The following is a 21,238-nucleotide window of genomic DNA, read 5'->3' on the forward strand; positions in this document are numbered from 1 at the left end:
ATCAATCCTTTTCTATTTGTTTATAAATATCGCGAGGTCGTATGATCCCAAGCAGATTACCATCGGGATTCCCATCTTTAGTGATAAGTACGGCTTCCAAAGTTCCTTGCTCGCGAAACATCGCTTCAACCTCGTAAATATGTGTTTTAGCTGGAACAAAATGATAATTTGTGTACTTCCCATTCTGGATAATCAAATCCAATGCTCGTTTATTTGTTAAATCAACAGGACCTTTTTGGCTTTCTTTTGCTAGCCAAAATCCGATATTCCGTAAAGTAATCAATGCTACAAATTTTCCTTTATTGTATAACGGAAACTGTGAATACCTTTTTTCTGATACTATCTTTAACAGTTCAAGTAGCGGAAGATCTTGCTCAAAACCTGTTACACGTTTCGCAAATCGAGGTAGTACGGTTTCTGGGCGTATCAGTTCTTGTTCGATCAGCTGGATTCGCTTGACTGTCCAATCATTTGGTTCTGCAATGACAAAATCGACGGCGATCCGGTCATGGACGATCGCATTCCTTAACTGAGCAAGCTGTAAAAGATCATCTTCATATTTTCTGATCATCAATTGTTTTCTTTGAGCTAGGCGTCTGACAAGTTCGGTAAATCCCATGTTTCGTGCATTTCCCATCTCGTCTCTCATCCATTTTTCGATTCGATTGAAACTGATTAAAAAAAGATCAGAGTTTGCCATAATTTTCCTCCTTGATCAAATATGCCCGGTTTTTTATATAGAAAAAGAACGCAAACATCACGACAACTGCAAAAAAACTGAAAAATAGATTTTGTAGGAAAACGGCCCCCAATCCAGTTGCCAGAAATAAGAACGGGTAGATTTGAAGAATCAAACCATTCATTGTGATCACATAAACAGGCTTTGCTTCTTTCACTGTATAAACGGGGCTTTTTAGCCAATAAAAGGTGACCTGCATCGTAAAGGGCACTTCCAGATCAAGCGTTATCTTTTGTTCATGATTGAGAACACTGCGTTTTTCATTATTGATTCTTAATTGAATCGAGCTGCCCATACCGTAAAAACCGGTTTTTCTTATAAATGTCGTTTTCATCGTACCCTCCTATTATGCTTTAGTATAGCTCAAAATACAATAAAGAAAAAGAATGATCCTAGTGCAAACACAATTAATCTCTTGACACCTTCAAAAAAAGAAGCTGTAGTCAAAATACAGCTCCTCTTATGTTTAATGAAAGTCATTTAGTATACGGTAGATTATAATCAAGCTTAAAACAATCCCAATACTTCTCCGTCGTTTGTCACGTCCATATTTAATGCAGCAGGTTTTTTAGGCAAACCAGGCATCGTCATAACATCCCCAGTTAAGGCTACTAAAAATCCTGCCCCTAATTTTGGGATGATCTCTCGGATCGTGATGGTGAAATCTTCAGGTGCGCCTAGCAATGAAGGATCATCAGAGAATGAATATTGGGTTTTCGCCATACAAATCGGCAAATTATCCCATCCATTTTTCGTAAATTCTTCTATTTGTTTTTGCGCCTTTTTACTAAAAACAACACCATTTCCTCCGTAGATTTTCTTGACGATTGTTTCAGTCTTTTCTTGTATCGTTTCTTCTAGGCGATACAATGGCTTGTAATCAGCTTCTTTTCTATCAATCAATCGTACCACAGCTTCTGCTAAATCAACGCCACCTTCTGCTCCATTTGCCCATACACTTGCTCTTTTAGCAAGGATTCCCTGATCTTCGCACAAGTGCTCCAGCAGTGTAAGCTCACTATCTGTATCTGTTACGAATTCATTGATTGCAACGATCACAGGGAGTTGGTATTGTTCCATGTTACGTATATGACGTTTTAAATTTGCAAAACCTATTTTCAAAGCGTCAAGATTCTCATTTTTAAGTTCATCTTTTTTCATTCCACCATGCATTTTCAATGCGCGGATTGTTGCGACGATCACCACTGCATCCGGCGCTTTTTTCAAGTTAGGTACTTTGATATCTAAAAATTTCTCTCCGCCAAGATCTGCACCAAATCCTGCCTCTGTGACAACGTAATCTGCTAATCTCAATGCTGTCTTGGTAGCTAAAATACTATTGCAGCCATGGGCGATATTGGCAAACGGTCCCCCGTGGACAAAAGCTGGTGTTCCGTAAATTGTTTGTACAAGATTCGGCTTGATTGCATCTTTCAGCAGTAATGCCAGAGCGCCTTCTGCTTTCAAGTCTCCAGCAGTCACAGGCTGACGGTCAAATGTATAGCCGACAACGATCCTTGCAAGACGAGCCTTTAAATCTTCAAGGTCTGCCGCAAGACACAAGATAGCCATGATTTCGCTAGCAACTGTGATATCAAACCCATCTTCTCTTGGGACACCTTGGATTGGCCCACCCAAGCCCACGATTACTTTACGCAGTTCACGATCATTGAGATCGACTACCCGTTTCCAAATCACTCGGCGGGCATCGATGTTCAATTCATTTCCTTGATGAATATGATTATCTAAAAGAGCAGATAATGCATTATTAGCTGTTGTGATAGCATGCATGTCACCAGTAAAATGCAAGTTGATATCTTCCATAGGCAATACCTGTGCATATCCTCCGCCTGCAGCACCACCTTTGATTCCCATCACAGGACCAAGTGAGGGTTCTCGCAGTGCAATAACAGATTTTTTATTGATTTTATTGAGCGCGTCTCCTAACCCTACAGTGATCGTTGACTTTCCTTCGCCAGCTGGTGTTGGATTGATGGAAGTAACTAAGATCAAATGCCCTTCAGCGTTATCCTTTGATCGATTGATTCCAGAAAAATTGATTTTCGCCTTATATTTCCCATACAGTTCCAAATCGTCTTCCTTAAGATCTAATTTACTAGCTACTTCAATAATCGGTTCTAGCTCTGTTTCTTGTGAAATTTGCAGATCACTCTTCATTTGATTACCCCTTTTCACGAACTTTATTCAACAAAACATCTTCTTTGTTAAGATATGCCAATTATACCTTTTTTTATTCAGAAAAAAAACATTAAATTACAGGTTTTTAATTTATTTGACGTACTTATAAATACTCTTTATAATGAAGGCTATGATCAGACTTTAGAAAGGTCGTGAGTGCTTTGACCACAGGAATTGTAAAATGGTTTGACAACAAAAAAGGATACGGCTTTATCAGTTATGATGACACAGAAGAAATTTTTGTACATTTTACTGCGATTGAAGAAGAGGGATTCAAAACTTTGGAAGAAAATCAAGTGGTCGAATTTGAGATCATCGAGGGGAATCGAGGAACACAAGCTGCCCATGTCAAGAAAGGCAGTGTTCAGACTTCCGAATCCAGTATACATTGATTTAGATAATCAAATAGAGTGAGACGCTTAACGGGTTGATCCGTACGTCTCACTCTTTTCTTTTCCTACAAAGATTCATTTCTTCAGGGCCTATTTTTTAAAATTAACTTTTTCTATTTTTCGTATATGGGATATTATTTCTTTGCTGTTGAGAAGATGGTCCTACTTTAGGCCCGTTTTTTTCAAGATGATCAAAAAGAACCACTTGATCTTTTTTTCGCATCATAAAAACAGATGGGTCTTCCTCATTTTGCAATGTCATTTGTACTCCTGTATTAGTCGGTGTCAAAGACCGAATCTGACCGACAGTTATTTCCCGATCTTTCCAAAAAGCAGCATAGCGTATGATGACCGAGTTGGATTTTAAAATAAAAGAACGCCGCCATCCTAGAAATAGAAAAACAAGAAAAACACCTAAAACAACATTGCTTTTCCAATAAGGACCCGTGTTTTCTAAAGAAAGAATCAGACTAAAAAACAGAATGATCAAGGTCAATGACCAATAGATGATCGTATGTGCCAGTTCAGGCTGCCATCGAATATTTTTTTTCATTCTCTAACCTCTCACCGATTCAGTAATGATATAATCTTACCATAACATTAATTTGAACAAAAAGGAGAATCTCTTTTTATGTTAAAAGTATACATTGATGCCTCTACAAAAGGCAACCCTGGACCTAGCGGGGGAGGGATCTTGATTGTCTATCAAGGTAAACAAGAACAGCTATCTATTCCCCTTTCCGTAGGGACAAACCATCAAGCAGAGTTCGAAGTCTTTTTAAAAACTTTAGAATTTCTAAAGAATAAAGATTTACAGAATGAAACGATTTTCTGTTTTTCAGACAGCAAAACACTGGTTTCTACAGTCGATAAAAACACAACGAAAAACGAGCTTTTCCTTCCCTATCTCCAAAAAATCAAAGAACTTCTGCCCGACTTTTCCTTGTTGATCCTACAATGGTTGCCCGAAAACAAAAACAAAGGGGCAGATAACCTCGCACGACAAGCCCTACAAAAACAATTAAAAGAAAGATAGACTCTTTGAAGAAAAAACTTTAAAGAGTCTTTTTAGTATCTTATCTTTAATACAAAAGATAATTGTGATCAAACGTGATTTCCAAATGATAATCTCCGATTTTCTCTTCTATTTGAATACGTAAAATTCTTTCGAGTTCTGTATCATCAAATTGGAATTTTTCAGGAACAACTACATCAAACTGCAGCGTTTTCCCTTGATGGATGACTCTAAAATCATGTATATCGAGCCCTCTACCTGTTTCAAGAAGGATTTGCTTTAATTGATGCAAGATATTATAGTATTTTTCGTTATCAACAGGCATTGGGTCCAAGTGACAGACGAGTTCCACATCCAAAGACTTTTTAAAGTCTTTTTCTATCAAGTCAATAATCTTATGTGCTTCATTCAAGTTCATTGATTCATTTACTTCGATGTGGACTGATGCAAAGCGTTTATTGGGTCCATAGTTATGCACCAACAAATCATGATAGCCAAGTATATCGTTGCAAGCATTCAAGTGCTCTTCCATTTCTTCAATCTCTGCTGACGTTGGGCGACTACCTAATAGCTCATATACAAAATTCCGAAGCATCGTCAATCCACTATAAAGGATATATAATGCTAAAGCAAAACCGATATATCCATCGATACGCCATCCAGTTACCCATTCGATTGCTGCTGAAAGCAATACAGCCAGTGTAGTAAAGACATCATTATAACTATCTGTTGCTGTAGCTCTCAATGTTTCAGAATCAATGGATCGTGCAATAACCTGGTACATTTTTCCTTGTGCAAATTTCAAAAAGATGGAAATGATTAGGACAAAAAAGACGATGGGTGCTAAAGAGACATTTTCTGGATGGATGATTTTTTCAACAGATGACTCTAAAAATTGAAATCCTACATAAGTAATGATGATTGAAACAAATAACCCACTGATATATTCGAAACGTTCATGTCCATAAGGATGTTCCTGATCCGCTGGCTTTGCAGCAATTTTAAATCCAATCAAAGTCAATATGGATGAAGCAGTGTCTGATAGACTATTCACTGCATCAGCCATAATGGAGACACTCCCTGAAAAAAGCCCGATCATTAGCTTAGAGACAAACAAGATCAGATTCGTAACCAATCCTAATATGCCAGCTAATACTCCTTTTTTTGTCCGCTGTTGCGGTATTTGTTTCTTTTTTTCTTCTTGTTTCTTAACCAAGTTTTTTACCCCTTCTAGTTTGCTTGTTGCTCAGGTAAAAAGATGGAGAGGACAATTCCTCTCTTCCTTTTTCTATCTATCATGCGTCCTATTATTCATTCAAAGATGGCCATTATTCTGGTTTTAATGGTGTTGCTGCAAATAACGCTTTTGCTAGTAATGGTGTTATGATTCCCGCTCCTATTGCTTCGGGTATCCCATTGATTGCTGCAACTCCTGCTAAGGTTTTAAATAAAAGAGCAGAATCTACACCATAGGCATCTGCCGTTGCACCTGTATAAAATAATCCCATGAATCCTAACACTAAGACTGTATTGACCAATGAACCTAATACTCCTGCAAAGATCGAGCTGATTGTTATTGATTTATTTTTTTGATAAATCCAGTGGAAAACCAAACCAGCTACTAAGCCAACAAGTACTCTGGGAACTACCGAAATAATCGGGTTCGTGAATACCAATGTATCAAATGGCGTTGTCGGCATGGCGTAGGCACGGACAATTGTAGCAATTCCCCAAAACAGGCCAATTACCATACCATCTTTTGGACCCAATACTACTGCGGCAATAATTACTGTAATATGAATAATCGTTAAACTGATGAACCCTAATGGAATAAAGCCAAGCCAAGGTACCATAGCTTGTACGATGATGATTGCTAATAAGATAGCACGTAAGACTAGTCGAAAGGTTTTATTTCTGCTATTCATTGTTTTCACCCCTTTTTATTTATACTAATCGTAAAAATTTCTGTCACTTTCGTCAACTAAAGACCATCCGAAATCGACCAATTGATTAGACGCGCTCTTCTATCCCATCGAAAAAAGTATGAGGGCAAGACTATTTGTCTTCGCCCCCATGATCGTGTTTCGTTCAATGATTGAACAGTTGTTTTTTTCTATCAAACATAAACGGTCTATTGTTGCGCAAGCCATTCTTTCGCAGCTTTAAGTGCATCTGGAATACCAGCAGGATTTTTCCCGCCAGCTTGTGCCATATCTGGACGTCCACCACCGCCACCGCCTACTTTTGGTGCGATTGCTTTAATCAAGTCGCCAGCTTTTAGTCCAGCTTCATTTGATTCTTTCGTCATTGCCGCTAGCAGACTGACTTTTCCTTCTTGTTCGTTTGCTAAAACAAGAATGTCTGAGATATTTTTTTGTTTCCATTGGTCAGCTAATTGACGCAGCTGATTCATGTCTTTCACTTTTACTTGTGCTGCAATGATTGTTTTTCCATTGATCATTTCTGGATCCTTGAATACATCACCGGCTTGTTGATTCGCTAACTTGCTAGCTAATTGTTCATTTTCCTTTTGCAGCTCTCTTACTTGCTGTTGCAATTGTTCCGCTTTTGAAACAACTTCCTTCAATTGAGGTGATTTAACAATTGTTGCTACTTGTTTTAGTTGTTTTTCTTCTTCTTCAAGTAGTTCGTACGCTTCTTTGCTTGTTACAGCCTCGATTCGTCGCACGCCTGCACCAATTCCTGATTCAGAAACGATTTTGAAGATTCCGATGTTTTCTGTGTTTGCTACATGTGTGCCTCCGCACAGTTCGATTGACCAACCGCCAATATTTACTACGCGAACGTCATGTCCGTATTTTTCACCAAACAAAGCCATTGCACCCATATTTTTGGCTGTATCGATATCTGTTTCAATTGTTTCAACTGGGATAGCTTCCCAGATTTTTTCGTTGACGATTCTTTCCATTTCAGCTAATTCATCTGAAGTGATTTGACCAAAGTGGGTAAAGTCGAATCGTAAATGTCCAGGAGCGACTAAAGAACCAGCTTGATTTGCATGCTCGCCAAGTACTTCTTTCAATGCTTTGTGCAGTAGATGGGTTGCTGTATGGTTTTTGATGATACGATTGCGCATCGATTGATCGATCAATAGATGATAGGTTTGTCCTTCGCTCATTGGTGCTTTTACTTCTACTGTGTGCATAAATTGACCATTAGGCGCTTTTTGAACATCTGTAACAACTGCAACGATTTCTCCTGCTTCATCCATGATCCAACCTTGGTCTGCTACTTGGCCACCCATTTCTGCATAAAAAGGTGTTTGGTCAAAGATCATTTGAGCTTCACCTTCTGCGATTTCGTTCAGAAGAGATTCGCCTTTTACGATGACCAATAATTGACTATCTGATTCTTGCTCCGTGTATCCGATGAATTTACTTTCTACTTTGATATCTGTCAATAAAGCAGATTGTACACCCATTGATTTTTCTGTACTACGGGCAGAGCGAGCACGTTCACGTTGTGCGTCCATTTCTTTTTCAAAACCAGCATGATCAACTTTCAGTCCTTCATCTTCTGCCACTTCTTCCGTTAATTCTACTGGGAAGCCATATGTGTCGTATAGTTTGAAGATGTCTTTTCCTGCTAGAGTCGTACCGTTTTCGTTTTTCACTTCTTGGATCACTTGATTCAAGATTTCCAAACCTTCATTGATTGTTTCATTGAAACGTTCTTCTTCTGTACGGATAACTTTTTCAATAAATTCTTTTTGTTGAAGTACTTCAGGATAATAACTTACCATGATCTCCCCAACGACAGGGACTAAACGATATAAGAATGCTTGTTCAATACCTAATTTTTTCCCATGCATGACCGCACGACGAAGCAAACGGCGTAAGACATACCCTCTTCCTTCATTCGATGGCAATGCACCATCGCCAATAGCAAATGAAAGGGCGCGAATATGATCTGCGATTACTTTGTAAGAAATATCTGTTACTGGGTTTTCACCATATTTTACTTGTTTGCTTAGCTTTTCTACAGCGTGGATAATAGGCATAAACAAATCTGTCTCAAAGTTCGTTGGCGCATCTTGAACGATTGAGACCATACGTTCCAATCCCATGCCCGTATCAATGTTTTTATGAGGAAGTGGTTCAAATGTATTATCAGGTTTATGGTTAAATTCTGAAAATACCAAGTTCCAGATTTCTAAATAACGTTCATTTTCTCCTCCTGGATAGTTTTCAGGATCATCTTCTGCTAAATCGTTATAAGCTTCTCCTCGATCATAGAAAATTTCCGTATCTGGTCCACATGGGCCTGCTCCGATATCCCAGAAGTTGTCTTCTACATCAATAATGTGATCTAGCGGCAGACCGACTTCTTCATGCCAGATGCGTTTTGCTTCTGTATCTTTTGGATAAACTGTTACATAAAGTTTTTCTGGATCGAATGCCATCCATTTTGGATCAGTCAAAAATTCCCATGCCCAGTGGATGGCTTCATTTTTGAAATAGTCACCAATAGAAAAATTACCCAGCATCTCAAACATCGTATGGTGACGTGCTGTTTTACCGACATTTTCGATATCATTTGTTCGAATAGACTTTTGGGCATTTGTGATTCTTGGATTTTCTGGTACAACTGAACCATCAAAATATTTTTTCAAAGTTGCAACACCAGAGTTGATCCATAATAAGGTTGGATCGTTCACGGGGATCAAAGACGCACTAGGTTCAATTGTATGTCCTTTAGACTGGAAGAAATCAAGAAACATTTGTCGAACTTGTGCACTACTTAATTGTTTCATGTCATTACCTGCTTTCTATAAATTAAATACAAAAAAACACCATTACAGCCAAGGACGAAAACTCGCGGTACCACCTTGATTGCAATGATGTGTAATCATTACCTCTTAAACTCGATAACGCTGAGCTGCGTCGGTATTTCTACCAAAATAGAAAAAGGGAGCAATTTGATTAGTGACTATTCTTTTTTCAGCCAAGAAAGAATTTTCTGTGAGTCTTAAAAAAACAAATCATGTCCTTTTCGTACTTTAATAAGTATACGCATTCTGTCAATCACTGTCAATATCTCAATTGCCTATTTTTATTTCCTTTTGGTCATATTCCATATTTTTTGGTACGATAAGGATAAAGAAATCAATACATCTCAGTTATTCATGATGAGGAGGAATATAATGAAAAAAATAGTTGGCGCAGATGAATGGATCCGCGCAGCTAGCTGCTTTTTGAGATATCAAGTTTTTGTATTAGAACAAGGGATTCCTGCAGAACTAGAATTCGACGGAAAAGATATCCCGCAACAAAACTATTATCTATTTCTTGATCAAAAAAGACCAGTAGCCACATTGCGTTATGAAAAGAAAACACCTACTTGCTTCAAGCCAGAACGCTTTTGCGTAGCAAAAGAATACCGAGGAAAAGGGTTAGGCGGTCAGTTGCTTGAAGCTGCAGAAAAACAGGCAATGTCAGAAGGTTGTCAGATTAGTTATGTAGTAGCTGAAATGACGGCTGTAGACTTTTATGAAAAACAAGGGTATCATACTTGCACAGAACCTTTTATTGAAGATGAAGTACTTTGTATCGGAATGGAAAAAAGTCTAGCTTAAAAACAAGAGATTGTGACACGCCTTTTGTCACAACCTCTTGTTTTTTATTTATGCGAATTTTTCTTATTTTTACGAGCAGTACGACTTTGCTGTCTGCGTTCGATTTTACGTGCTTTTTTATTTTTTTCTGCAATTGCCCAATCGATTTTTTTCTTATAACCAGGCTTGATCTTTTTCTTTTTCTTCTTCACAAGTCCAATCAGTGTTGGGTCTAATACATCCTTTGATTTTTCTCGTTTGGTACGTCTATTACGATCATATGTTTTAACGATTTCACCATTTTTGATTTCTTTCGGTTCAAATGAGACGCCTAATTTCTCGATTGCATCAATGGCTTGTTCATCGTTTGGTGAATACAACGTAATGGCCGTTCCTTTTAATCCATTACGTCCAGTACGTCCGACACGATGGATAAAGAAGTCCAGATCTTCCGGGATTTCTGCATTGATAACATGAGAAACGCCTTCTATATCGATTCCTCTAGCAGCTAAATCAGTCGCTACAACATATTGATACTCCAGATTCTGTACTTGTCGCATCACTCGTTTTCTCTCTCTTGGTGTGATGTCCCCGTGAATCTTTGCTACTTTCAATCCTTGGTTTTTCAAATAATCAGCAATTTCATCCACATGCTGTTTTGTATTGGCAAATACGATTGCTAAATAAGGATGACCAATCGTCAGCAGTTGATAAATCATTTGATTCTCATCTTTACCTTTTGTTGAAATCAGCCAATTTTCGATATCTTCAGAAATAACTGCTTTCGGCTTGATTTCTTCAATGATTGGATTCTCCATATATTTTCGCAAGAATGGACGCAGTTTTTCTGGAATAGTGGCAGAAAAGACTAAGAACTGCAATTTTTCTGGTAACCGACTTGCAATTTGGTCTACTTCATTTAAAAAGCCCATATCCAATGTCATATCCGCTTCATCAACAACAAATGCAAATGCTGTGTGAATCTTCAACGCTTGTTCATTCATCATGTCTAATATTCTACCTGGCGTGCCTACTACGACCTGTGGCTGCTGATGGTGCAGACGGTTTAACTGACGCTGTTTGTCTGTCCCCCCGACAAAATTCGAAACACGGATCTCCGGTGTAGAAAATTTAGCGATTTGTGTAGCTGCTTCATAAATTTGTGCAGCCAGTTCTCTACTTGGAGCTGTAATAACAACTTGTACTTCCTCTTTATCTGCATTGATTTTTTCAAACAACGGCAACAAAAACGTATGTGTTTTTCCTGTACCAGTTTGAGATTGCCCAATGATATTTTTTCCTTTTGCAATTAAAGGAATCAAACGTTCCTGGACCTCTGTGGGCTGTTTGAAGCCCTTTGCGGCTAACGCTTCATTGATAAATGGCTTGAAGCGGAATATATCAAAATTATTCATTCGTGCACCTCTTCTCTTTAAATTATCACGACTTTGGCATTATAACATAGACAAAGTATTTTTGCTCAGCTAATTTCGAGAATCATCATCCTTTGTTTGAGCAATCGTGCTAACGGTATATGTGTGACTAGCTTTTTCATAAAACAGAATCCGTTTTTTTCTCAAAAATGATAGCAAGATATTTAAAATAAAAATACCTTGCAGTAACAAGACACCGAGAGAAATGAATACTGCACTCATCTGCAACACCGTATTCGTTGTCGAATTCATGATTTGCTGAAGCAACTGTCCCAACCAGCTTAAACCATAAAAAAGAAAATATAGATACCCGTAGCGGATAATCAATGCTTTCAAAGAAATTCGCTCGCGGTCTTGCTCCACCAAGCGGATGCGTACAATTTTTTTCCCAAGTGTCCATCCATTGGTTATAAACGGTACAATCATAAAGTATAGCCCTACTTCCAATAAAAGCCACCAGATATGAGAAGTAACTGTCCCTGAATCGAACGCAAGTTTAAAGAAAATCGCTGCGATAAAATTGACAATAGATAAAAATGTCCAGTCGATCAAATAAGCGACCAAACGTCGTGTCAACGAGACAGTTTTTCCTTTTTCATAAGAAAGTTCATCCATCCGTCTTCTCGTAGGAAGCATAAATGTAAATAACGGCGTAACGACAAAACCAATGATTCCACCCAATGTATTTGTCACTAAATCATTCACATCAAATAAGCGGTATGGTCTTGGGTAGATAAAATAAAGGCCACTTAGCTGCGTCAGCTCAAAAAATAGTGATAGACAGAAACTAGCAATCATCGTTTTCATAAAAGAAAGCCGGAAATAATATCTTAAATAAATGCCAAATGGTATGAGTAATAAAACATTAAAAGCTGGTTCCAAAAACACACTCTGCTTCATCGCCGGCAGATAGGTACTAGGTTCAGATAATACCAATACCGTGTTGTCTCTGAAATGTTGCCATGAAGCAAATAAATGCAGCTCCATCTTTGGCCCTGTCATTTGGGCAACCGTCTCCTTTGCCGGAAGTGGTAAGATCACCAGAAAGTATGCACACAATAAATAGAAAACAAAGGAATACAAAATAACTGCCCTTGTTACTAGAAATGTTCCATACTTTCGATATTCATAAATAAAAAAAACAGATGAAATCGCTAAGGCTAAAAATGGAAAAACAATCAGCGCAAAACGAATCGGTTCGATATAACTTGCCATGTGACTCCTCCTTGATTCTTTGTATCTCCCTTATCTTAGCAGTCCTTTGCTGTTTCAAGCAAGTAACGAGGCTATTATTTCTCATTTCTTTCAAAGTAAAGTAAGATAAACTCAAAGGGGGTGTCGAGATGCTGAATATGTACTTTGTTTTTGGCGTACCTATTTTTTTACTGTTCCTTTATGCAACAATTGCTTATGTAAGAAAAAGAACTACGATTCATTATTTAGGATTTATTCTCCTGATTATTTCAGGTTTCATGCTTGTCTTCAACCTTCAGACTTGGCAGCAAGCGCTTTTTGAAATGGATAAAATGACTCCACATGCTTTGTCTAAAATGATTGGCTACCCTGTCTATCTGATTTGGCTTCCCATTTTCATTTCTGGTTGCTTAGTTTTATTAAATATTTATCGCGGTGTACGCCGAATATTTCTCTTACGCAAAACAAAATAACAGGCAGAAATCGGTTGAACCCGATTTCTGCCTGTTTTCTCAATTCAAATGCATACCGATCCCTGGTCCTAACGGTAGTTGGAATACATAATAGAGAATAAATAAAATGATCCATGTGATAGTTAGACTTACAGCATGTGGCAGCATTATGGAAATAATCGTTCCGACACCGGTTTTCTTTTGATATTTCGTGGCAAATGTGACGATCAAAGCAAAATACGGCATCAGTGGCGTAATAATATTGACAGGAGAATCAGCTACTCGATAAGCAGCCAAAACAGCTTCTGGAGCTACTCCCAACTGATAGAGTAATGGAACAAATATTGGGGTTAAAATAGCAAATTTTGGTATCGCTCCCACTAAAATAAAATCAAGAATAAGTGCTAGTGCTAAGAAACTAAGTAACAAGGCTAAGCTGCTCAAATTCATATCTTCAATAATCGTGGCTGAATTGACTGCCCAAACAGTACCTAAATTAGTAAAATTGAAATATGAAATGAATTGGCTAATGATTAACAATAAGAAAATCATCCCACCTAAGTTGCTGAATACTTTAATAATCGGATTTACTACATCCAAACTCGATTTGACTTTTCCAACTGCCTTTCCAAAACATATCCCTGGAATCAAAAATGAAATCAAGATCAAAGCGATTAAACTATCCATAAAAGGTGTAGAACCAATCAATTCATCAGTTTCAGGATGGCGAAGTGGGGCACCACTTGGTATCGTAATCAACAGGATAAATGCCAGTACCACTGTAAATCCCCAAAAAGCCCAATGTAAGCCTTTCGATTCATCGGTAATCTCATCGTTAGCAATCATTCCTTTTTCTTGGAATGTTCCTAAGCGAGGTTCAATGAGTTTTTCGTTAATGATAGTGGAAACAATCACTACTAAGATGGTTGATGCAATCGAAAAATAAAAATTTGCCATTAAATCAACAGAATAGGATGGATTAATGATATGTACTGCATCATTTAATATTTCGGTAAGCATACCATCCACTGGCGTAATAACTAAGTTGACTCCAAATCCTCCTGAAACACCTGCAAAGGCAGCAGATAAACCTGCTAAAGGATGTCGCCCGACTTTATAAAATACTGCTGCACCTAATGGAATCAATACTAGATACCCAGCATCAGAGGCAATACTCGACATTACGCCAAGAAGTACTAGTACCGCTGTCAGACTAGATTTTGGTACTACCTTTACCAGCTTTCGAATCATCGCACCGATTAAGCCAACCTCTTCTGCAAATCCTACGCCTGCCATCGCCACTAAAGTGACTCCAAGAGCCTGAAAGCTCATCAGATTTGAGACGATCGAAGTCAACATAAAACGGATCCCTTCACCACTCAACAAACTTTTTACATGTGTAGTAGTAAGCTCTAGTGCTCCTGTTTCAGCATTAATAGCATCAAACGTAACGTGTTGACCCATTAGATAAAAAATATGAGACAGTACTCCTACAATAACGATCAAAATTAAGAATATAATAGCTGGATGGGGCACCTTGTTCCCTAGTTTTTCTACTGTATCTAACACTTTATCTAATCTAGAATGTTTTTCTTTTGGCATCTATTCTCCTCCTTTTTCAAACCAGATGAAAGAAAAACAAGCTTTTTCTATGGAATCTTTTTTAATTCATCTGGTTCATTTTTATTTTTAGAAGCTTCTTTACTTCAAGGAAATTGCCGTCTTATTCTCTGCAATCTTTCAAACTTTCATGAATATTCTTTTTTACTGAAGGATACAAGCGTTACGAGTGTGAAAATAGTTACGACTGATTGGGAACGTTTTTTCTATGAATACGTTTATTTAACCAAACGATAGATTGCTTCAGCGTAAATAGCTGTTGCTTTCAAAATATCTTCTACGTACATATATTCATTTGGCTGATGCATTACATTTTCTCTACCAGGAAATAAACTACCGTACGCACATCCTTTTTCCAAGATTCGTCCATACGTACCTCCACCAATTGTTTGTTCGTAACCTTTTTCCCCAGTATGTTTTTCGTAAACAGACAATAATGTTTGGATGAATGGATCATCTCCTGAAACATAATGCGGAGTCTTGATGTCTCCAACTATCAAAATTGATACTGATTCATTTTGAAGGACAGTCAGCAAGGATTCTTGAATTTTTTCTTTTGTGATCCCTTTTGGATGACGAATATTAAGAATGATCTTTTTCTCTCCTTCTTGCTGATAAATGAATACATTAGCACTTGAAGTCACTTTTCCCATCACGTCATCTTCATAATCGACCATTAACCGATGCCCATTAAAGTCTTCATGCAGATAATTGGCAATGACAGAAAGATAAGCAGATCCTGAGCTGTCTAATGGATATTGATGCAAAAAGTCGGCGAGATAAGTTCCCGCATTGATACCAAATTTTGGTTCTTGGGCATGTGCAGCTTTTCCATACAGAACGAAGGATGCTTCTCCTTCCTTATATTCAAAAGTCCCTTTCAATTTTTTGTCATCTAGATATTTTGTATATCCAGCTTCTAAAGAAGATAACTTTTCCAAATCAGGAATTTCCAAGACGGCTATTGCCTCGCTTGGTACCATATTTGCACGCAAACCAGAAGAGAATCTTTTCAGTTGCATTTTGTCTGCCTTTTCTTCCTTCAAAGTAAAACTCAACTCGAAAGATAAGATCCCTTTTTCACCATTAATGATTGGGAAATTGGCATCTGGCGAAAATCCAAATGCTGGCATTTCTTCTTTTTCCATATAACGATGGATACCTATCCACTCACTCTCTTCATCTGTTCCGAAAATGAATCGAATTTTTTTCGATGTTGATAATTGCAGTTCTTTGATAATTTTCATCCCATAATAGGCAGCAATACAAGGACCTTTGTCATCACTTGAACCTCTTGCGAACAATTTCCCTTCTTTGACGATTGGTTCGAACGGATCAGTTGCCCACCCTTCTCCTGGCGGTACGACATCTACATGTCCTAAGATACCAAGTGCTTCTGCTGTTTCTTCCCCATATTCTATATGTCCGGCTAGATTATCAATGTTTTTAACTCTGAAGCCATCTCTTTCCCCAAATGACAGTACTTTTTTCAATGCTAAAGCAGGACCAGCGCCTAGTGGATATTCATCTGTCTGATGTTCGATATCCCTTACACTATTGATGCGTAGCAATTCACTTAAATCCTCTAGCAACATCTCTTTTCTCTTTTGTGCTTCTTGCAACCAGTTTATTTCCATAAGATCCTCCTTGGTAGAAATGACTTAATTTCTTAACGGGTATTTATGGTCAAAAGTTTGTTTCCAATGAATTTCAAATCATTTTTTGCTATCTACGTTTCAAATAAAGGTAAAACGGGATACCAGCAAGTGTCAATGCAATCCCCATCGAAGCTAAAAAAGTTTGAGTGATAAGTGTGCTTGATACAATAAAGGTTCCTCCAATGATTGCTACTAATGGGATAAACGGATACATCGGAACTTTATATGGTCGAATCAGATCAGGTTCTTTTTTACGAAGAAGAATGACACCAACAAAGACCATCGTATAAAAAATCCAAATGACAAAGATCAGCATATCCGTTAGTGTATCAAAACCACCGACCATCATCATGCCAATAGCGATGACTAGCTCTAAGATACCTGCGGCTACAGGAACTTTAGTTTTATCATGAAGTTTAGCAAAAAGCTTGCTAAAAGGCAGGTTGTTTTCTTTTGCCATAACATAAGGAAGACGCATTCCAGTAAGGGTATAGCCATTGATAGTTCCATAAACAGAAATCAAGATACCAACTGTGACCAGTCTTCCACCAAAGCCGCCAAAAATCATTTTTGCAACATCACTTGCCGCATTGCTGTTTCCTACGACTCCGTCGATAGATGCGGTTCTTAAGAACACCGCATTTACTAATAAATAAACGATCATGATTCCGATGATTCCTAAAGAAATGGCTTTTGGCAAATCTTTCGCCGGCTTTTTCAATTCTCCCGAAATATTTCCTACGTGTATCCAACCGTCGTATGCGAACATCGTTGCTAGTAAGCCAGCTCCCAAAGCAGAGAAAAATGAAAGGTTTTCTCCTGCTTGGATCGGAAACAGTTGGAAGTCTACTCCTTCTTGTCGGAATAAACCGAAAATAACGATCACAAACAAAGGAATGAGTTTGCAGACAAGCGTAATCGACTGAAAAGCTCCTCCAGCTTTAGAACCTAAAAAATTGATCAGCATGATCGATACAGCAGCTGTAACAGCTACAGGAACAATCATCGACTGGGAAAGATCAAATAAATTGACGAACTGTGTACCGAAAATGATCGACAAGGCTGCTACATTTGCTGGAAAATAAATCACGACTTGAGCCCAGCCAAGTAAAAATGCTGCTGTATTTCCATAAATCCGTTCGATATATTTGATCATCCCGCCTGTTTCAGGAATAGCCGCTGCCAATTCAGCTCCTGTCAGTCCTGCACAAACAGAAATCACACCACCTAGAAACCAGGAAAACATATGCAAACTGACGGTACCTGTTACTTCTGCTACGCTCGCGGCTTTGAAAAACACCCCTGCACCGATCACTGTGCCCATAACAGTCGATAAAGCAGTGAAAAAACCCATCGTACGCTTCAATTCATTTTCCGTTTTTACTTCCTTTATTGGCGTGGCTTGATATTCTTCCATTACTTACCTCCTTCCATACCATAGCCAAAAAGTATAGAAACCTTTTTGGCTATAGTTCTTGTTTTATACCGTCTCTGCTAATTTTTCTCTCAGTTTTTCCAACATATCCTTTGTCATTGCATCTAAATCGTATTTTGGTAAAAAGTCCCATTCCTCTTGCGCACAAGAAACATCTAGTGAGTTTGGCCAAGATTCTGCTATCGATTGACGCACAGGATCCACATCGTAATCCATTTCAAAATCTGGTATGATTTTTTGAATAGATGCTTTGATTTCTTCAGGCTCAAAAGACATTGCCGATATATTAAAGGCATTTCGATGAACTAGTCGAATAGGGTCTGCGTTCATGAGCTTTATAATGGCATCGATCGCATCTGGCATATACATCATATCCATTGATGTACCTTGATCAATGAAACTAGTGTACTTTCCTTCTTTGATTGCTGAATAATAAATATCGACTGCGTAGTCTGTCGTACCGCCTCCTGGCAAGGTCGCATAAGAAATCAATCCAGGGAAACGGACACCACGAGTATCTACGCCATATTTCACATAATAATAATCACATAGTAGTTCTCCAGCTACCTTCGTTACCCCATACATGGTTGTAGGGCGCTGAAGAGTATCTTGTGGGGTATGATCTTTTGGAGTATTTGGACCAAACGCGCCGATTGAACTTGGCGTAAAAAATTTCAGCTGGAATTCTCTAGCGACTTCCAATGCATTGACCAGCCCAGTCATGTTCAAATCCCATGCTAACTGTGGTTTTGCTTCCGCAACAGCTGACAAAAGAGCAGCCAAATGGATCAATGTGTCCACTTGATATTGTTCTGCTATGCTGCGCATTTTTTCGTAATCCATTACATCTAGGATCTCAAAGATATCGTTCTTCCCAATGACTTCAGGCATGCGTATATCTGTCGCAATGACATTTTCACTGCCTAGTTCTTGACGTAGCCGTGTGATCAACTCTGAACCAATTTGTCCTAAACATCCTGTCACCAATACTTTTTTCATGATGATCCTCCCTGATCTTTTTTTACTACTATCTTCAGATGATTAACAATATATGCGTGAACATGTTCTCTAATTTTAAATATGCGAAAAAACTAAATTTAGTTAAATAATTTCCATTTCTTTTCCTATTTTTTGATAAACCGCTACTGCTTCATCAAGCATTTCCTTTGTATGTTCCGCAGTCGGCATATTTCTGATTCTGCCTGTCCCCAGAGGAACAGTTGGATAAACGATTGGTTTAGCATAAATCCCATGTTCGATCAGTTTCTTAGAGAAAGTCTGAGTCACTTTTTCATCTCCTAAAATAACTGGAGTGATAGGTGTTTCAGACACACCGATGTTATAGCCGACTTTTTTCAATTCTTCTTTAAAATAATTAGCATTTTCCCAAACTTTTTCGACAAGTTCCGGATGTTCTTGCATCAAAGAGATCGAAGCCAACGCAGATGCAGCTGCTCCAGGAGTTAGCGAGGTAGAAAATAGAAATGGCCGGCTTCTGGCTTTCAACCAGTCAATCAGTGTTTTTGAACCAGCTACATAACCCCCAACAACACCTACAGCTTTCGATAACGTACCCATTTGCATATCAATTTTGTCGCTTAATCCAAAATGTTTGACGGTTCCTGCACCTTTTCCAGTTACACCTGAGCCGTGCGCATCATCTACATAGGTGATGAGTCCATATTTTTCGGCGATCGGGATGATTTCCGGCAATCGCGCAATGTCTCCATCCATGGAGAAAACCCCATCTGTGATATACATGATTTTTTTATATTTCTTACTTTCTACGGCTTCCTTCGCTTTATTCTCAAGGTCTTCCATATCTTGATGTTTGACTCGGATGATTGTTGCTCCGGATAAACGGCAGCCATCAATGATAGATGCATGGTTTAATTCATCCGATAAGATAGCATCTTCTTTTGTCATTACTGCAGAGATAGCGCCCATATTACAGTTGAATCCAGATTGAAAGGCGATTGCAGCTTCTGTCCCTTTAAATTCTGCGATTTTTTCTTCTAATTGTTGATGGATCTTCAGCGAGCCATTGATTGTTCGGACTGCACCTGCTCCTACGCCATAAGTTTCAGTTGCTTCAATACATGCTTTTTTCAATTCTTTGCGATTGGCAAACCCGAGGTAATTGTTGGATGCCAGATTGATCATCTTTTTTCCGTCTACGATGATACAAGCACCATTTTCGCTTTCTAGTATATCGATCGTGTTGTACAATCCCTTTTCTTTCAGTTGCTCCAATTCTTTCTCCAAATACATCGTTAACTCTTTGGAAGACATGGCCTCCACCTCCATATTCATCTGTCTTGCAGAACATACCAAACATATATCGTGTCATTCATCTACGAAGCAAGTATGCCACACGATTGGTAACGCTTACATTAATTATGAGAGTTATTTAACCATATTTTTTATTTACTGCATCTTTTTACTTTCCAAGAACTTGTATAGTATGAAAAGTTAACTTTTATATAATAGTGGTATTTTGATTTACCTAGAAAGAAAACACAACAAAACCATTGATAGAAGCTAGCTAGATAAAGTCTAGTATATTCTGAATTTTCAAACTATTTCTCGCATAGACCAATAAAAAATAAAAAAATAAGCAAAAAGCTTTCATCTTTATTTATCAGCAATTTTTAATCTTATTATCTGATCATTTTTTCACAAAATATTTATATTGAATTTGAAAAAAAGACTGTGATAAATGTCTTATCACAATCCCTTCTTCCGAATAAACGGTGTTCTCCTGCCAACTCCTCGGACACAATCTCCATCATTTTTTGTTATTTTTGATCCAATTATCTGGTGTGAAAGATGGATCGTCAATAGACCACTCTAGAAAAAATTCTTCTAAAAATTCACGCATAAAGCCTTCTCTACGTTTGGCTTCTTTGTATCCGTAATCAGTGTTCATTTTATCAGGCAACAAGAACAGTTTTTCATAAAAATGATTGATCACTGTCGTGCCTTTTCGGTAATTTTTTTTGTCCTTGAATGTTTGTGGATACAGTTCAGAATCAAAAATCGGGTGTCCATGTCCTCCACCGAAATAAGCAGTTCGCAAAATGCCGATTGCTCCTAACGCTTCGATACGATCAGCATCTTGAACGATCTTCCCTTCCAAAGATAGTTCGACTGCTTCAGAGAGATTTTTAGAAAAGGACATATTTTCGATAATGGCAAAAATCATTGAAATCTGTTCCTCTGTGATTGGCAAAGAGCGAAGAAATACACGAAGCTGTTGCTTTGCTTCGTTCTCATCTTTAACGACTTTATCATCAATCGTATCATGTAGGTAAGCTGCTGCAAGCGTCACAAAACGGTCTGCCTGCGGTTCCGTATCCAAAATTCTTTCTGCTAGCTTGACGACTCTTTTGGTATGGTCGCTTCCATGTCCCGTTTGATCATGTGCTAATTGTTCTATGCTATAATCAGCGATTACTTGTAATTTATCCATCCAGTCCACTTCTTTCTTAAGTAAATAGCTGAAAACATCTAATCAATTAGATGA

19 protein-coding genes are annotated in these 21,238 nt (G+C 38.1%); 4 read left to right on the plus strand and 15 right to left on the minus strand.

Translation table 11 applies throughout. From position 1 onward, the window contains the following. Position 1: 1 nt before the first annotated feature. From AB3I00_RS08525 to AB3I00_RS08535, 3 genes are all read right to left on the minus strand, one after another. On the minus strand, positions 2–700 hold the full coding sequence (locus tag AB3I00_RS08525) for a CBS domain-containing protein (protein ID WP_368025050.1): 699 nt from the start codon (positions 698–700) through the stop codon (positions 2–4). Next, positions 687–1,073 carry a hypothetical protein gene (locus tag AB3I00_RS08530; protein WP_368025051.1) on the minus strand — a complete coding sequence of 129 codons (387 nt, stop codon included), beginning with the start codon at positions 1,071–1,073 and terminating at the stop codon, positions 687–689. The genes AB3I00_RS08525 and AB3I00_RS08530 overlap by 14 nt, the downstream gene beginning before the upstream one ends. Before the next feature lie 173 nt (positions 1,074–1,246). Then, the gene (locus AB3I00_RS08535) at positions 1,247–2,917 is read right to left on the minus strand and encodes a formate--tetrahydrofolate ligase (protein ID WP_070769886.1); all 1,671 of its coding nucleotides are present in this window, start codon (positions 2,915–2,917) and stop codon (positions 1,247–1,249) included. 182 nt (positions 2,918–3,099) lie between these two features. On the opposite strand from AB3I00_RS08535, the gene AB3I00_RS08540 reads away from it, so the two are divergent. Continuing rightward, positions 3,100–3,330, plus strand: coding sequence for a cold-shock protein (locus AB3I00_RS08540; protein WP_002315067.1), 231 nt, complete (start codon positions 3,100–3,102; stop codon positions 3,328–3,330). A 103-nt stretch (positions 3,331–3,433) separates the two neighbouring features. Here AB3I00_RS08540 and AB3I00_RS08545 read toward each other — a convergent pair whose 3' ends face one another. Next, the gene (locus AB3I00_RS08545) at positions 3,434–3,883 is read right to left on the minus strand and encodes an EbsA family protein (RefSeq protein ID WP_070769885.1); all 450 of its coding nucleotides are present in this window, start codon (positions 3,881–3,883) and stop codon (positions 3,434–3,436) included. Between the two features lie 78 nt (positions 3,884–3,961). Here AB3I00_RS08545 and AB3I00_RS08550 point away from each other — a divergent pair, with 78 nt between their 5' ends. Continuing rightward, positions 3,962–4,366, plus strand: coding sequence for a ribonuclease HI family protein (locus AB3I00_RS08550; RefSeq protein WP_002315069.1), 405 nt, complete (start codon positions 3,962–3,964; stop codon positions 4,364–4,366). A 46-nt stretch (positions 4,367–4,412) separates the two neighbouring features. Here the strand turns inward: AB3I00_RS08550 and AB3I00_RS08555 are convergent, their stop codons facing one another. The 3 genes from AB3I00_RS08555 to alaS all read right to left on the minus strand — a co-directional run bounded on the left by AB3I00_RS08555 (position 4,413) and on the right by alaS (position 9,119). After that, positions 4,413–5,561 (minus strand): cation diffusion facilitator family transporter, encoded by a 1,149-nt coding sequence (locus AB3I00_RS08555; protein ID WP_002342634.1) that lies wholly within the window; start codon positions 5,559–5,561, stop codon positions 4,413–4,415. Between the two features lie 112 nt (positions 5,562–5,673). Further along, the gene (locus AB3I00_RS08560) at positions 5,674–6,270 is read right to left on the minus strand and encodes an ECF transporter S component (protein ID WP_002315071.1); all 597 of its coding nucleotides are present in this window, start codon (positions 6,268–6,270) and stop codon (positions 5,674–5,676) included. A 206-nt stretch (positions 6,271–6,476) separates the two neighbouring features. After that, complete coding sequence (alaS, locus tag AB3I00_RS08565) at positions 6,477–9,119, minus strand: alanine--tRNA ligase (RefSeq protein ID WP_368025052.1); 2,643 nt, start codon at positions 9,117–9,119, stop codon at positions 6,477–6,479. Positions 9,120–9,509: 390 nt separating this feature from the next. Here alaS and AB3I00_RS08570 point away from each other — a divergent pair, with 390 nt between their 5' ends. Then, entirely contained in the window at positions 9,510–9,941 is a 432-nt protein-coding gene (locus AB3I00_RS08570) for a GNAT family N-acetyltransferase (protein WP_104867037.1), read from the plus strand. 44 nt (positions 9,942–9,985) lie between these two features. On the opposite strand, the gene AB3I00_RS08575 is transcribed toward AB3I00_RS08570, so the two are convergent. Together AB3I00_RS08575 and AB3I00_RS08580 are read right to left on the minus strand one after the other, a co-directional pair. Beyond that, positions 9,986–11,335: a DEAD/DEAH box helicase gene (locus AB3I00_RS08575; RefSeq protein WP_002315074.1), complete on the minus strand. Its 1,350-nt coding sequence runs from the start codon at positions 11,333–11,335 to the stop codon at positions 9,986–9,988. 69 nt (positions 11,336–11,404) lie between these two features. Next, complete coding sequence (locus AB3I00_RS08580; RefSeq protein ID WP_002329179.1) at positions 11,405–12,568, minus strand: RDD family protein; 1,164 nt, start codon at positions 12,566–12,568, stop codon at positions 11,405–11,407. Between the two features lie 128 nt (positions 12,569–12,696). Here AB3I00_RS08580 and AB3I00_RS08585 point away from each other — a divergent pair, with 128 nt between their 5' ends. Continuing rightward, on the plus strand, positions 12,697–13,020 hold the full coding sequence (locus tag AB3I00_RS08585; protein WP_002315076.1) for a hypothetical protein: 324 nt from the start codon (positions 12,697–12,699) through the stop codon (positions 13,018–13,020). A 39-nt stretch (positions 13,021–13,059) separates the two neighbouring features. Here AB3I00_RS08585 and AB3I00_RS08590 read toward each other — a convergent pair whose 3' ends face one another. The 6 genes from AB3I00_RS08590 to AB3I00_RS08615 all read right to left on the minus strand — a co-directional run bounded on the left by AB3I00_RS08590 (position 13,060) and on the right by AB3I00_RS08615 (position 21,184). After that, the gene (locus tag AB3I00_RS08590) at positions 13,060–14,601 is read right to left on the minus strand and encodes an AbgT family transporter (protein WP_002309345.1); all 1,542 of its coding nucleotides are present in this window, start codon (positions 14,599–14,601) and stop codon (positions 13,060–13,062) included. A gap of 236 nt (positions 14,602–14,837) precedes the next feature. Then, the gene (gene pepV, locus AB3I00_RS08595; RefSeq protein ID WP_368025053.1) at positions 14,838–16,256 is read right to left on the minus strand and encodes a dipeptidase PepV; all 1,419 of its coding nucleotides are present in this window, start codon (positions 16,254–16,256) and stop codon (positions 14,838–14,840) included. Between the two features lie 88 nt (positions 16,257–16,344). Next, positions 16,345–17,694, minus strand: coding sequence for an APC family permease (locus AB3I00_RS08600; RefSeq protein ID WP_070769883.1), 1,350 nt, complete (start codon positions 17,692–17,694; stop codon positions 16,345–16,347). A 63-nt stretch (positions 17,695–17,757) separates the two neighbouring features. Beyond that, positions 17,758–18,711, minus strand: a complete 954-nt coding sequence (locus AB3I00_RS08605; RefSeq protein WP_368025054.1) for an L-threonine 3-dehydrogenase — start codon at positions 18,709–18,711, stop codon at positions 17,758–17,760. 102 nt (positions 18,712–18,813) lie between these two features. Next, complete coding sequence (locus tag AB3I00_RS08610; RefSeq protein ID WP_002315081.1) at positions 18,814–20,004, minus strand: glycine C-acetyltransferase; 1,191 nt, start codon at positions 20,002–20,004, stop codon at positions 18,814–18,816. Between the two features lie 496 nt (positions 20,005–20,500). After that, positions 20,501–21,184, minus strand: coding sequence for an HD domain-containing protein (locus tag AB3I00_RS08615; RefSeq protein WP_024635165.1), 684 nt, complete (start codon positions 21,182–21,184; stop codon positions 20,501–20,503). Positions 21,185–21,238 lie beyond the last annotated feature (54 nt).

It is taken from the genome of Enterococcus sp. C76, assembly GCF_040886985.1.
GTDB classification, from domain to species: domain Bacteria; phylum Bacillota; class Bacilli; order Lactobacillales; family Enterococcaceae; genus Enterococcus_B; species Enterococcus_B lactis.

Excerpts from the sequence above, each read along its gene's own strand:
- AB3I00_RS08525 (WP_368025050.1), bottom strand. The coding sequence starts at position 700 with ATGGCAAACTCTGATCTTTTTTTAATCAGTTTCAATCGAATCGAAAAA.
- AB3I00_RS08530 (WP_368025051.1), bottom strand. The coding sequence starts at position 1,073 with ATGAAAACGACATTTATAAGAAAAACCGGTTTTTACGGTATGGGCAGC.
- AB3I00_RS08535 (WP_070769886.1), bottom strand. The coding sequence starts at position 2,917 with ATGAAGAGTGATCTGCAAATTTCACAAGAAACAGAGCTAGAACCGATT.
- AB3I00_RS08545 (WP_070769885.1), bottom strand. The coding sequence starts at position 3,883 with ATGAAAAAAAATATTCGATGGCAGCCTGAACTGGCACATACGATCATC.
- AB3I00_RS08550 (WP_002315069.1), top strand. The coding sequence starts at position 3,962 with ATGTTAAAAGTATACATTGATGCCTCTACAAAAGGCAACCCTGGACCT.
- AB3I00_RS08560 (WP_002315071.1), bottom strand. The coding sequence starts at position 6,270 with ATGAATAGCAGAAATAAAACCTTTCGACTAGTCTTACGTGCTATCTTA.
- alaS (WP_368025052.1), bottom strand. The coding sequence starts at position 9,119 with ATGAAACAATTAAGTAGTGCACAAGTTCGACAAATGTTTCTTGATTTC.
- AB3I00_RS08570 (WP_104867037.1), top strand. The coding sequence starts at position 9,510 with ATGAAAAAAATAGTTGGCGCAGATGAATGGATCCGCGCAGCTAGCTGC.
- AB3I00_RS08575 (WP_002315074.1), bottom strand. The coding sequence starts at position 11,335 with ATGAATAATTTTGATATATTCCGCTTCAAGCCATTTATCAATGAAGCG.
- AB3I00_RS08580 (WP_002329179.1), bottom strand. The coding sequence starts at position 12,568 with ATGGCAAGTTATATCGAACCGATTCGTTTTGCGCTGATTGTTTTTCCA.
- AB3I00_RS08585 (WP_002315076.1), top strand. The coding sequence starts at position 12,697 with ATGCTGAATATGTACTTTGTTTTTGGCGTACCTATTTTTTTACTGTTC.
- AB3I00_RS08590 (WP_002309345.1), bottom strand. The coding sequence starts at position 14,601 with ATGCCAAAAGAAAAACATTCTAGATTAGATAAAGTGTTAGATACAGTA.
- pepV (WP_368025053.1), bottom strand. The coding sequence starts at position 16,256 with ATGGAAATAAACTGGTTGCAAGAAGCACAAAAGAGAAAAGAGATGTTG.
- AB3I00_RS08600 (WP_070769883.1), bottom strand. The coding sequence starts at position 17,694 with ATGGAAGAATATCAAGCCACGCCAATAAAGGAAGTAAAAACGGAAAAT.
- AB3I00_RS08605 (WP_368025054.1), bottom strand. The coding sequence starts at position 18,711 with ATGAAAAAAGTATTGGTGACAGGATGTTTAGGACAAATTGGTTCAGAG.
- AB3I00_RS08610 (WP_002315081.1), bottom strand. The coding sequence starts at position 20,004 with ATGTCTTCCAAAGAGTTAACGATGTATTTGGAGAAAGAATTGGAGCAA.
- AB3I00_RS08615 (WP_024635165.1), bottom strand. The coding sequence starts at position 21,184 with ATGGATAAATTACAAGTAATCGCTGATTATAGCATAGAACAATTAGCA.